The sequence below is a fragment of the Peterkaempfera podocarpi genome, from assembly GCF_042466665.1.
In the GTDB taxonomy this organism is placed as follows: domain Bacteria; phylum Actinomycetota; class Actinomycetes; order Streptomycetales; family Streptomycetaceae; genus Peterkaempfera; species Peterkaempfera podocarpi.
In genome coordinates this window covers 2,361,038-2,373,232 of the sequence record NZ_CP162102.1, presented here as the reverse complement: position 1 = coordinate 2,373,232, position 12,195 = coordinate 2,361,038, and the positions used below count along the sequence as shown (strand labels likewise).

Here is a 12,195-nt window from a genome sequence, read left to right as displayed (position 1 = left end):
CCTCAGCTCCAGACGCTCATCGACGCCCAGCGGCCGTCCGCGCCGCGCCGCACCTCCAGCATGCCCACCACCGCACCGCGGTTGACCGAGCCGTAGATGTGCGGGAACAGCACATCGTCGGCCGCCCCGGCCGGCGGCGGGCCGTCGGGGGCCTCCCAGCGGACCACGGAGTCCAGCGCGTCCTCGTCGATCAGCAGCACCATGAGCGGGCCGTGCACCTCCTGGAAGAAGGCGTTGGCCACGGCCAGGGCCGTCCGCTCGTCGGGTGAGCAGTGGATGAAACCCTCGGTGGCGAGCGAGGCCGCCGCATACGGGCGGTCCGGAGCCTCGAGCCAGTCGTCCAGCGGAGCCAGGTGCAGGATCATCCCCCAGTTCTACCGGAGCCCGGCCCCACTGCACCCGCCCCTGCAATCCGTTGGCCGCAGACATCACCGGTGCGGTAGACCTGGGGCCCCGACGACGAGGGGGAACCGATGAAGCAGGCGGCCACCGGAACGCTCCTGGGGCTCGCCCTCGGGGACGCGATGGGATTCCCCACCGAGTTCCACGACATGGCGTCCATCGAGGCCAAGTGCGGCCCCTGGCGGACCATGACGCTGCCCAGCCCCGCCTGCGTCACCGACGACACCCAGATGACCCTCGCGCTGGCCCGCGGCCTGCGCACCGCCCTGGGACGGGGCCGGCTCACCCCGTCCCGGCTGGCCGCACCCGTCCGCGAGGAGTTCGTCGACTGGTGGCGCTCCCCGGACAACAACCGCGCCCCCGGGATGACCTGCCTCAAGGCCTGCTCGCTGCTCAGCCGTGAGGAGCGCCGCTGGCAGGACGCCAGCCAGGTCGGCTCCAAGGGCTGCGGCGCCAATATGCGGGTGGCCCCCCTCGGCCTCGTCCCCGGCGTGCGCGACGACGAACGCTCCGGCGCCGCCCAGCTCCAGTCCGCCCTCACCCACGGCCACCCCACCGCCCTGGCCGCGAGCGACCTCACCGCGTACGCCGTGCACCTGCTCGCGCAGGGCGCCGCACCCGGGGAGCTGATCCCGTTGCTCCGCTCCCACGCGCGGGACAGCCGCACCACGTACCACCGCCACTGGCTCGGCGACCTCGCCGAGCACGCGCAGGACCACTCGCCCGAGGAGTTCATCGCCCGCGGCTGGGACGAGTGCCTCGACGTCCTGGACCGGCTGGAGGCAGCGCTCGGCACCGCCGACCCCGAGGCCGACCCCTGCCTGGCCACCGGGGCGGGCTGGATCGCCGAGGAGGCCCTGGCCACGGGGCTGTTCTGCTTCCTGATGCTGCCCGACGACCCGGCCGCCGCCGTCCGCCGGGCCGCCTGCTCCTCCGGCGACTCCGACTCCATCGCCTGCCTCACCGGAGCCTTCGCCGGCGCCCACCACGGCGCCGCGGCCTGGCCCCGGGAATGGGTGCAGGCCATCGAGTACGGGGACGAACTGCTGGCCTTCGGTGAGCTCTGGGACACGAACGCGTAACCATCGTCCCGTCGTTCGGGATGAGGGTCCCGAACTCTGGACCGGCTGGCTAGCCTTGGCCCAGCCGCCCGGAGCGGGATGCCGGGCGGCGTGAGCCGGAGGGTCGGGCGGGCCTGCGTAGCCGCCCGGCCGCCGCTCGTGCCCGGCACAGCCGCCGGACGGGCAGAATGGTGCCCAAGGACCCGCGAACGCCTCCCAGGGACGTACACCGCCATGCGCACAGCCGCCGTCGTCGGCACCGGACTGATCGGCACCTCGGCCGCCCTCGCCCTGTCGGCGCGCGGTATCACCGTCCACCTCGAGGACGCCGACCCCGACGCCGCACGCACCGCGGCCGCGCTCGGCGCCGGGACGGTGGAGCCCGCCGTCCGACCCGTGGACCTGGCCGTGATCGCGGTACCCCCAGCCCTGGTGGGACAGGTGCTCGCGGACTGCCAGCGGCGCGGCCTGGCCCGCTGCTACACCGACGTGGCCAGCGTCAAGTCCGGCCCGCGGGCCGACATCGCAGCCCTGGGCCTGGACACCACCCGCTACATCGGCAGCCACCCCATGGCCGGACGCGAGGTCTCCGGTCCGCTCGCGGGCCGCGCCGACCTCTTCGAGGGCCGCCCCTGGGTGCTCACCCCCACCCCCGACACCGACACCGACACCCTCAACGCCGCCCTGGAACTGGTCGCCCTGTGCGGCGCCGTGCCGGTGGTCATGGACGCCGCCGCGCACGACCGCGCCGTGGCGCTGGTCTCCCACACCCCGCAGCTGCTCTCCTCACTGGTCGCGGCCCGCCTGGAGCACGCCGAGGAGACCGCGGTGCGGCTCTCCGGGCAGGGCGTCCGCGACGTCACCAGGATCGCCGCCTCCGACCCCCGGATGTGGGTGGACATCCTCAGCGCCAACGCGGGCGCCGTCGCCGACATCCTGGAGGAGATCGCGGGCGACCTGGGCGAGACCGTCGCCGCGCTGCGCTCGCTGGAGGCCGCCGACGAGCACAAGCGCAAGGAGGGCGCCCACGGCATCACCGAGGTGATGCGCCGCGGCAACGCCGGCCAGGCCAGGATCCCGGGCAAGCACGGAGCGCCGCCCACCCGCTACACCACCGTGGTCGTCGTCATCGGCGACCAGCCCGGCGAGCTCGCGCGGCTCTTCGGCGACGCCGGACTGGCCGGCGTCAACATCGAGGACGTCTCCATCGAGCACTCCACGGGCCAGCAGGCCGGCATGGTGCAGCTCTCCGTCGCCCCGTCCGCGGCGACCGGACTCGTCACCGCGCTCCGCGAGCGCGGCTGGGGCGTCCGGGACTGACCGTGATCCGGACTGACCGGGATTCGGACTGACCGTGATCCGGTACGGCGGCCCTCCGCGGTCGTCTAACCTTGAGGGATATCCCCGTACCACGCCTGAAGAGAGGTCCCCCGTGGAAACTGCCGGCCGAGCGAGCGCCCCGGTCGTCGTGGCCATCGACGGACCCTCGGGTTCGGGCAAGTCCACCGTCTCCCGCGCCGTGGCGTCCCGCCTCGGACTCAGCTTCCTGGACACCGGTGCCATGTACCGGGCGATGACCTGGTGGATGCTGGCCAACGAGATCGACGTCGACGACGCCGACGCGGTGGCCACCGCCTGCACCAAGCCCGTGATCGTCTCCGGCACCGACGCGGCCGGCCCCACCATCACCGTCGACGGCCAGGACGTCTCCGCACCGATCCGCGGCCCCGAGGTGACCTCCCGGGTCTCGGCGGTCGCCGCGGTGCCCGAGGTCCGGGCACGCCTGGTGGAGCTGCAGCGCACCTCAGCCGTCGCGGCCGAGCGGGGCATCGTCGCCGAGGGCCGTGACATGGGCACCGTGGTCTTCCCCGACGCCACCGTCAAGATCTTCCTCACCGCCTCGGAGGAGGCCCGCTCCGCCCGCCGCGCCGCCGAGCTGCGCGCCAAGGGCGTCGACGAGGCCACCATCGCAGCCATGGCCGCCGACCTCGGCCGCCGGGACGCCGCCGACTCCTCCCGCAAGACCGCACCGCTGACCAGGGCCGCCGACGCCACCGCCGTCGACACCAGCGACATGACCCTGGAGCAGGTCATAGACCACGTGGTCGACCTGGTACAGGCCCGCTCCCCGCACACGGTGGCCGCCGGGTGACCACCACCGACTCCCCCATGACACCGCACGACGCCAGGACACCGCACGATGCCGTGACACCGCACGATGCCGTGACACCGCGCGACGCCGCACGGCAGGCCGCCCCCGCCGCCCCGGCGGCGGGCCCCGTGCGCCCCACCGCGCGCGGCGCCGCCGTGGGCCGGTGGATCGGCATCGGGCTGGCCCGTGCCGGCTGGCGGGTCCGGGTGCTCGGCGACTGGCGGGTGCCGGCCGAAGGGCCGGTGATCCTGGCCGCCAACCACGCCAACCTGGTCGACGGCCCGCTGCTGATGGGAATGTCTCCGCGGCCCACGCACTTCCTGGTCAAGGAGGAGATGTTCAGCGGCCCGGTGGGTGCCGTGCTGCGCGGGGTCGGCCAGATCCCGGTGCGGCGCAGCAGCGCCGACCGCACCGCCATCGGCACCGCGCTGGAGGTGCTGAAGGACGGCGGAGTGCTGGGCGTCTTCCCCGAGGGCACCCGCGGCGACGCGGACTTCTCCCAGGTGCAGGGCGGCCTGGCGTACCTGGCCCTGCGCTCCGGCGCCCCGGTGGTCCCTGTGGCCGTCTTCGGCACCGGAGACCGGGGCCGCACCGTCGGCGCACTGCCGCCGCTGCGCGGCCGGATCGACGTGGTCTTCGGCGACCCGTACGACCTCGGCCAGGGCTCCCGGCTGCGGACCCGCAAGGCCATGGCGGAGGCCTCCGAGCGGCTGCGGACCCGGCTGGCCGGGCATCTCGCGCAGGCGCGGGAGCTGACCGGCCGCTGACCCCACGACCTTCCGCGCCCCGCGACACCCGCGGAGCGCACCCTTCGGCCCCCGGGCCGGACCGATGGACGAAAGACGGCAACTGGAATGAGCAACGAGAACACCGCCGCTTCGGAGGCGGGCGCCTTCGAGCACGGTGAGCTGAACGCGGCGGAGTACGCCGAGTTCATGGAGCTGGCCGCCGAGGAGGGCTTCGACGCGGAGGACGTGGACAGCGACCTCGCCGCGGCCGGCCACGGCCCGCTCCCGGTGCTCGCCGTCGTCGGCCGCCCCAACGTCGGCAAGTCGACGCTGGTCAACCGGATCATCGGCCGCCGCGAGGCGGTCGTCGAGGACCGCCCCGGCGTCACCCGTGACCGGGTCTCCTACGAGGCCACCTGGAACGGCCGGCGCTTCAAGCTGGTCGACACCGGCGGCTGGGAGACCGACGTCCTCGGCATCGACGCAGCCGTCGCGGCCCAGGCCGAGTTCGGCATCGAGACCGCCGACGCGGTGCTCTTTGTGGTCGACGCCACCGTCGGTCCCACCAACACCGACGAGGCCCTGGTCAAGCTGCTGCGCCGGTCCGGCAAGCCCGTGGTGCTCTGCGCCAACAAGGTCGACGGGCCCTCCACCGAGGCCGACGCCGCCATGCTGTGGTCGCTCGGCCTCGGCGAGCCCTTCGCCGTCTCCGCGCTGCACGGCCGCGGCTCCGGCGACCTGCTGGACGCCGTCATGGCGGCGCTGCCCGAGGCTCCGCCGCAGACCTTCGGCGTGGCTCTCGGCGGTCCCCGCCGGATCGCCCTGCTGGGCCGGCCCAACGTGGGCAAGTCCAGCCTCCTCAACAAGGTCGCCGGTGAGGAGCGGGTGGTCGTCAACGAGGTCGCCGGCACCACCCGCGACCCGGTCGACGAGATGATCGAACTCGGCGGCAAGACCTGGAAGTTCGTCGACACCGCCGGTATCCGCCGCCGCGTCCACCTCGCCGAGGGCGCCGACTTCTACGCCTCGCTGCGCACCGCCTCCGCACTGGAGAAGGCCGAGGTCGCGGTGATCCTCATCGACGCCAGCGAGACCCTGGCCGAGCAGGACACCCGCATCATCACGATGGCGGTCGAGGCCGGGCGTGCCGTGGTCATCGCCTACAACAAGTGGGACCTGCTGGACGAGGAGCGCCGCTACTACCTCGAGCGCGAGATCGAGAAGGACCTGGTCCAGGTCCAGTGGGCGCCCCGGGTCAATGTCTCGGCCCGCACCGGCCGCCACATGGAGAAGCTGGTCCCGGCCATCGAGACCGCGCTCGAGGGCTGGGAGACCCGCGTTCCCACGGGCAAGCTCAACTCCTTCCTCGGCGAGCTGGTGGCCGCCCACCCGCACCCGATCCGGGGCGGCAAGCAGCCGCGCATTCTCTTCGGCACCCAGGCCGGCACCCGGCCGCCGCGCTTTGTGCTCTTCGCCTCCGGCTTCCTCGAGGCGGGCTACCGCCGTTTCGTGGAGCGGCGTCTGCGGGAGGAGTTCGGCTTCACCGGCACGCCCATCTCCATCTCGGTGCGGGTGCGGGAGAAGCGCCGCCGCAAGTAGCACGTAGCACCACCGGAACCGTTCACCGTTCACCGCTGCCGTCGCGGGGCGGTCAGCGTCAGGGCCCCGGCCCGCCCCAGGAGGGCGGGCCGGGGCCCTGACGCTGACCGGCGTGGGCCGTTACGGGCGGCTGCCGCTCGCGGTGCGGCCCGGCGGCAGCGACAGGATGCCCCGGTGCCGCCCACCGGGGTGGTGGCCCTGCGACGGCGGGATGTGCCCGACAGGCGTCCAGACGCCGGTCTGACCGGCCGTCCCCACCGACGAGCCGTGCGGATGCCCGGCCCCGAACTGCGGGATGCCGTAGCCGCCCCCGTCGTGGCCGCCGCGGTCCGCGCCGGGCTGCTCCCCGGACCTGGCCCCGTACGGCCGCCGCAGGCCGAAGCCGACGAACTTCAGATCCTCCTCACCGGTCCTGTCACCGGGCAGCGCCCGGAACAGCCTCCGGTACTCGGCGTACAGGGCGTCGTAGATGGGCGTCGCGGAGGCGGGGCTCTCCGCCTCGTACGCGGGCCGCATGCCAGGGATCACATGGGAGGAGGTGTGACGGCGAGCGGGGGATGGGTCATAGGTGTGCACACAGGGCCAACGACCGGAACGCCTCCGGGATGCGGTCTGTGCGCGGTCTGTGCGCGGTCTGTCCGCGCGCGGCGCCCGCCGGTGACCTGCGGACACCGGGGGACGGAGCGGGCGGACGGAGCGGGCGGGGGAGCGGGGCAGCGGTGCGGGCGGACACCGATCCGGCGGACGGAGCGATGCAGGGGCCGCGCCGGGAGCGCTCCGAGGGGTGCTGGAGGGCGGCAACTGCCGTTCGGGGGCCGACACCCTGCCGGCCGGGCGGCGGGCGGCGGGCCGACGGCCGACGCCTGCGACAGACGGGCAGCGCGGTGCCGCCGATCGGCAGGCCGGCCGGCAGGGTGCATCGGCGGTCCGGCTCCGGGGACGGCGACCGGCCGGCGCGCTGTTCTCGCGCCGGCCGGTCGCACTCCGCCCGGACCGGTCGTCCCGCGTCCGTCGGTCGTCCCCTGCTGCCCGGTGATCCCGCCTACCCGGCCGGTCGGCTCCTGCCGGCCGCTCTCAGGTGCCGGCCAGCGGCAGCACCGCGCCCGCCAGCACGCCCTGGGCGGCGGCCCGGTCCAGTGCCTGCCGCAGCAGGTCCTCCCGGGGCTGGCTGCCGATGGTGCCCACAGGCGCGGCGTACATGAAGACCTGCGACTGCCGGTTGGCCGCGGCCCGCCAGGTGTCCGTGACCTGCAGCGGCTGGTGGGCCTGCCACCAGGCGACGGTGCCGCCGTGCGGGGCCGGCTGGAGCACCGCGTGCAGCTGGCCCATGGCCATCAGCACCGACCAGCCCGGCAGCGGACCGGGAGTCCGGTCCACGTCCTTGACCTCGCCGAAGCCGTGCTCCAGCAGCAGCTGCAGGAACTCGTCCTCACCCGAGGTGCTGCCCGGCCGGCCCACTGGCACGGTCGGCTCCACCACCAGCGCCGCATGCGGGCTGTCGCCGACCAGGACCAGACCGCAGGTGATGGAGAGCACCGCCGGCTGAGCGGCGTCACCCTGACCGGTCTGGGGGGCGGCGGGGGCCGGAGCCGCTGGGGCGGGCGCGGGCGGGGCGGGATGGGCGGACACCACGCCCGGCTGGGCGTCGCCGATGCTCCCCATCGCGCCGCGCAGCTGCTCCTCGGTGACCGGAACCACCTGCGAGGGGACGCATCGGGCGTGGGCAAAGGCCAGGACTGCGGTCTCCTCGCCCATGAACAGCACGGTGCTGGTCTGCTCGCGCAGCGAGTCGCCGGGGGTACGGCAGGAGGTGCAGTCGTAGGTGTCGGGCGCTTGGCCGCCGGCGAGCAGCCGGTCGGCCTCGTCGTCGCCGATCTCGGCGCGGACCTCGTCGCTGACGTCGAGCATGCGCGGCACGGGGACTCCTCGGATCGTTCCAGGATCGGGGCGCCGGGTGCGGAGATGCTCCCGGCCTCAGTGCCCAACGGCCGGATGTGGCGGGAGTCACGGTCAGGACGGTCCGGAGTCGTGTATTCGGCGCAATCCGACTGCGGAGCGTGCATCAACTGTCGCTCCGTGTCGATGATGTGCCGGAAGTCATATGAACTGTTGCGTGGCCCTCGTCACAGCGATACTGATGGCACGTCATCAGAGTCCGCACACAGCGCCCATATCGACCACCCAATGCAGATCATTACTGCTGGTAACGGTCAGCTGAGCAGCAAGAACCGTGAATCGGTTGAAAGCGGCACCGTCCTCTTCCTACGGTTCGTCACCGGTGCAACGAGCACCACCCGGGTACGCCCCACCGACGCATCGGGCAGCCGCAGTTGAGTGGCAGTCAGGTGCCCCGCCGCCGGGATCCGACAGGCCGGCGGCGTGCGGTGGGGCGGCCGCGGCGGCTGCGGCACGTCCGACACGTGCACGGCCGCCGGAGCGGACGAGGTGGCGGAACAGGGTCGCTGGCCGACCCGTCCGACCGGCCCGCCCGGGGCTGTCGAGAGGAATCCATGACTCATCGTCGCGAGATCGACGCCGCCCTGACTGCCGGGCGTACCAAGGCCGGTCGCAGCCGGCGGGTGCGTGCTGCCGTCGTCGCGGGTGCCGTCGCCGCCGTACCCGCGGTGGGACTCGTCACGGCCCCGTCCGCCTCGGCCGCCTCCGAGTCCACCTGGGACGCGGTGGCGCGCTGCGAGAGCGGCGGCAACTGGAGCATCAACACCGGCAACGGCTTCTACGGAGGTCTGCAGTTCACCGCCTCCACCTGGGCGGGCTACGGCGGCACCGCCTATGCATCGAGGGCCGACCTGGCCGGGCGCGGGGCGCAGATAGCCGTCGCCGAGCGGGTCCTGGCCGGCCAGGGCGCCGGTGCCTGGCCGGTCTGCGGGGCCCGTGCGGGCCTCAGCCGGGGCGGCTCCGCGGCGGGGTCCGACGCCGTCGCCTCCGCCCAGCGCTCCGGCCGTGTCCGGTCCGAGCACCACCGCAGCAGCGGCAGCAGTGGCAGCGCGAGCGGGAGCGGGAGCGGGAGTGCAGTCGAGAGCAGCCGTTCGGAGTCCCGCACCCCGGTCAATGCCTCCGGGCGCCACTACACCGTCCGCAGCGGCGACACACTGGGTGCGATCGCGGCCCGGTACGACCTGCGGTGGCAGCGGCTCTACCAGGAGAACAAGCAGCTCATCGGAGGCAACCCTGACCTGATCTACCCGGGTCAGCGGCTCTCCTTCTGAGCTGGGACTGCCTCAAGGGCCGGGCGTGCGCAGGGCTGCGGACGCCCGGCCCGTTCCGTTCTGCTTCGCGCAGTTCGGTCCGAAGGGGCGTCGCGTTGCGCCGCGCGGCCGAACCGTGCGGCGTGCCGCACCGGCCCGGCCTGGCTCGCGGCGGGTCCGGATCTAACGTCATCCAAGTGCGCTCATAGGATCAACAGACTGGTTGGGCTGCTGGCCTCCGCCGCCGCCCTGGCCGCGGCCGCACCGCCGCCGACGCTCGACGACCCGGTCTGGGACCGGCTCGCGGGCTGCGAGAGCGGCGGCCGCTGGGATGCCAACACCGGCAACAACTACTACGGCGGCCTGCAGATCTGGCTGCCCACCTGGGAGTACGCGGGCGGCCTCAGCTATGCGGCGCGGCCCGATCTGGCCGTACGGGAGGACCAGATCACCGTCGGCCAGCAGATCCTCCGTCGCCAGGGCTGGGCGGCCTGGCCGGACTGCGCCCGCCGCCTCGGGCTCTTCCCCACCCCCGCCCCGGCCCCCGGCCCGGCTCCGACCCCTCCCCCGGGTTCGGGTACGGGGACGGGGCCAGGTTCGGGGCATGGGCGGCATTCCGGGCGTGGGCATGGGCGGCATCCTGGGCCTGGGCGTGGGCAGGATCCCGGGCCGGGGCACGGACGGCATCCCGGGCCGGGCCATGGCGAGCGTCCTGGGCCGGGAGACGGGCAGCGTCCCGGGCACGGGCCCGGGGCGGACCACTGGCCGAGGCCGGGGCGGCATCCCGGGACGGGGGATGGACAGCGTCCTGGGCCGGGTCTTGAGGTGCGTCCTGGGCGAGGGCGTGGGCAGGATCCCGGGCCGGGCCATGGCGAGCGTCCTGGGCCGGGGGACGGGCAGCGTCCCGGGCACGGGCCCGGGGCCGACCACTGGCCGAGGCCGGGGCAGCGCCCTGGGCCAGGGCACGGGCAGGACCCCGGGGCGGGGCAGGGACAGCGTCCCGGCCCGCCGCTTGGGCAGGACCCTGGGCCGGGGGATGGGTCGGGTCCTGGACCGGGGCTTGGACGGGACCCCGCGTCAGGGCATGGAGAGCGTCCCGGCCCGCCGCTTGGGCAGGACCCCGGACCCGGACAGGGGCAGGATCTCGGGGGACAGCGCCCCGAGCCGGATCACAAGCCGGGGCCCGATCCATCCGTCGCGCCGGAGCCGGATTCCGGGGCCGGAGCCGGGCCGGGTGCCGGGACCGCTTCCCCGGCGGCGCCGGACAGGACTGCCCCAGCGGTACCGGAAGGCCCCCAGCGGTCCTAGCGCGCCCCGCCCGTCCTGCCCCGACTCGCCCTTGCCCGTCCTGGCCGGAACCGATTCGGCATCCAGGCTTGGTCGGACAGCAGTGAGGGGCATTGCCGAGGCGGCACCACCCCTGCGCGCTCCGGACGGCCCGGCTACCTGTCCGCGTCTACGCTGCGCGGCCGCCGCTGCGCCGGCAGCCCGCCGTAGAAACGGTGTCACCCGCAGACAGGTACCCAGGTCGCTCACGGCGCGTCCACCACCTCAACCGCTGCACGCGCACGACCGGTGCGGCGGCGCCCGCGCCGTCGCACCGGTCTGGGCACCGCGGACAGCCGGGCCGCGGAGCAGCACATCGGACAGCACTCACACCGGCTGCCCCACCGCAGAAGGACGGCCCGCCGACTTCGCTGCTTCAAGGACTGCTCCGGCGGCCGGCGTCCGTCCGGGGCCCGGCCCGGCACGACCCGGCCCGGGCCGACGGTCGGTCGCGACGTGAGCTTCGCCTCGTCTCGCCCTGCCCGGCCGATCCCGGGCAGCAAGGTCGCCCTCCCCGGGGCCCAGCAGCGCCCGCCTCCGAAGCGGCTCGGCAAGGTTTCCAACGCCGGCCTCCCCGCACCGTTCACGCAGGTCGGCAGCCTCGGCACCCCCAGGACACCGACGGCCCCTACGCCGCACTCGTACGCCATTCCCGAAACGGAAGCCCTCCGCGTGCCTCCCCAGCCCCGGTGTGCAGCCGCCCCGCCGTCCGCATCGCCGGGAATGCACCAGTCGTCGACAGGCTTGACCTCTGCGGAGAGGCGGCTTCAGAGCACCCGGACCCGTACAGCACCGCCGCCGCGGGAGAGGACAAACGCACCATGGGCAGTCCCGTCGACCACCTCGTCGACCTGCTCGATCTCGAACAGATCGAGCTCAACATCTTCCGTGGCCGCAGCCCGGAGGAGTCGCTGCAGCGGACCTTCGGAGGCCAGGTCGCCGGTCAGGCACTGGTTGCCGCCGGGCGCACTGTGGAGGACGAGCGCCCCGTGCACTCTCTGCACGCCTACTTCCTGCGGCCCGGTATCCCCGGTGTGCCGATCGTCTACCAGGTGGACCGTACCCGTGACGGCCGGTCCTTCAGCACCCGCCGAGTCCTCGGCATCCAGCAGGGCCGCTCCATCTTCGCCCTCACCGCGAACTTCCACCGTCCCGAGCCCGCCGCGTTCGAGCACCAGATCCCGATGCCCGAGGTGCCGGGCCCGGACGAGCTTCCCAGCGCTCTGGAGGAGGTCACCGCCAGGATCGGGGAGCGGCCGGCCTTCATCAGCCACCGCCAGCCGTTCGACATCCGCTATGTCGAGCGGCTGCGCTGGACCAAGGAGGAGCTCGCCGGTGCCGAGCCCCGCAGCAGCGTCTGGCTGCGCACCAACGGCAACCTGCCCGACGACCCGCTGATCCAGGTCTGCGCCCTGACGTACGCCAGCGACATGACCCTGCTCGACACGGTGCGCATCCCGGTGGAGCCCCTGTGGGGACCCCGCCACTTCGACATGGCCTCGCTCGACCACGCCATGTGGTTCCACCGGCCGTTCCGCGCCGACGAGTGGCTGCTCTACCAGCAGGAGTCGCCCGTCGCCACCGGCGCCCGCGGCCTTGCCCGCGGACAGATCTTCGACCAGCAGGGACACCTGGTCGTCTCCGTGATGCAGGAAGGCCTCTTCCGGCCCATCGACCACTCCTGACCGAGCCCGGCCCCTCGCCTTTCCCTCCCCTCCCCC

Annotated in this window: 11 protein-coding genes; 8 read left to right on the top strand and 3 right to left on the bottom strand. The window is 74.1% G+C overall.

The genetic code is table 11. The features are described 5' to 3' along the window. Positions 1–2: 2 nt before the first annotated feature. Positions 3–365 (bottom strand): DUF952 domain-containing protein, encoded by a 363-nt coding sequence (locus AB0761_RS10410; RefSeq protein WP_377268690.1) that lies wholly within the window; start codon positions 363–365, stop codon positions 3–5. Positions 366–473: 108 nt separating this feature from the next. On the opposite strand from AB0761_RS10410, the gene AB0761_RS10405 reads away from it, so the two are divergent. The 5 genes from AB0761_RS10405 to der all read left to right on the top strand — a co-directional run bounded on the left by AB0761_RS10405 (position 474) and on the right by der (position 5,942). Then, positions 474–1,484, top strand: coding sequence for an ADP-ribosylglycohydrolase family protein (locus tag AB0761_RS10405; RefSeq protein ID WP_377268689.1), 1,011 nt, complete (start codon positions 474–476; stop codon positions 1,482–1,484). Positions 1,485–1,697: 213 nt separating this feature from the next. Beyond that, complete coding sequence (locus tag AB0761_RS10400) at positions 1,698–2,783, top strand: prephenate dehydrogenase (protein ID WP_377268688.1); 1,086 nt, start codon at positions 1,698–1,700, stop codon at positions 2,781–2,783. Between the two features lie 112 nt (positions 2,784–2,895). After that, positions 2,896–3,615, top strand: coding sequence for a (d)CMP kinase (gene cmk, locus AB0761_RS10395; RefSeq protein ID WP_377268687.1), 720 nt, complete (start codon positions 2,896–2,898; stop codon positions 3,613–3,615). After that, positions 3,612–4,382: a lysophospholipid acyltransferase family protein gene (locus AB0761_RS10390; protein WP_377268686.1), complete on the top strand. Its 771-nt coding sequence runs from the start codon at positions 3,612–3,614 to the stop codon at positions 4,380–4,382. The genes cmk and AB0761_RS10390 overlap by 4 nt, the downstream gene beginning before the upstream one ends. Before the next feature lie 87 nt (positions 4,383–4,469). Further along, positions 4,470–5,942: a ribosome biogenesis GTPase Der gene (gene der / locus AB0761_RS10385; RefSeq protein WP_377268685.1), complete on the top strand. Its 1,473-nt coding sequence runs from the start codon at positions 4,470–4,472 to the stop codon at positions 5,940–5,942. Between the two features lie 120 nt (positions 5,943–6,062). Here the strand turns inward: der and AB0761_RS10380 are convergent, their stop codons facing one another. Next, entirely contained in the window at positions 6,063–6,458 is a 396-nt protein-coding gene (locus tag AB0761_RS10380; RefSeq protein ID WP_377268684.1) for a hypothetical protein, read from the bottom strand. A 558-nt stretch (positions 6,459–7,016) separates the two neighbouring features. Beyond that, entirely contained in the window at positions 7,017–7,859 is an 843-nt protein-coding gene (locus AB0761_RS10375) for a hypothetical protein (RefSeq protein WP_377268683.1), read from the bottom strand. 593 nt (positions 7,860–8,452) lie between these two features. Between AB0761_RS10375 and AB0761_RS10370 the strand changes: the two genes are divergently transcribed. The 3 genes from AB0761_RS10370 (at position 8,453) to AB0761_RS10360 (ending at position 12,159) form a co-directional block, all read left to right on the top strand. Beyond that, positions 8,453–9,169: a transglycosylase family protein gene (locus AB0761_RS10370; RefSeq protein WP_377268682.1), complete on the top strand. Its 717-nt coding sequence runs from the start codon at positions 8,453–8,455 to the stop codon at positions 9,167–9,169. Between the two features lie 60 nt (positions 9,170–9,229). Continuing rightward, positions 9,230–10,456, top strand: coding sequence for a transglycosylase family protein (locus AB0761_RS10365; RefSeq protein ID WP_377274001.1), 1,227 nt, complete (start codon positions 9,230–9,232; stop codon positions 10,454–10,456). A gap of 839 nt (positions 10,457–11,295) precedes the next feature. Next, complete coding sequence (locus AB0761_RS10360) at positions 11,296–12,159, top strand: acyl-CoA thioesterase (RefSeq protein ID WP_377268681.1); 864 nt, start codon at positions 11,296–11,298, stop codon at positions 12,157–12,159. Positions 12,160–12,195: the final 36 nt, after the last annotated feature.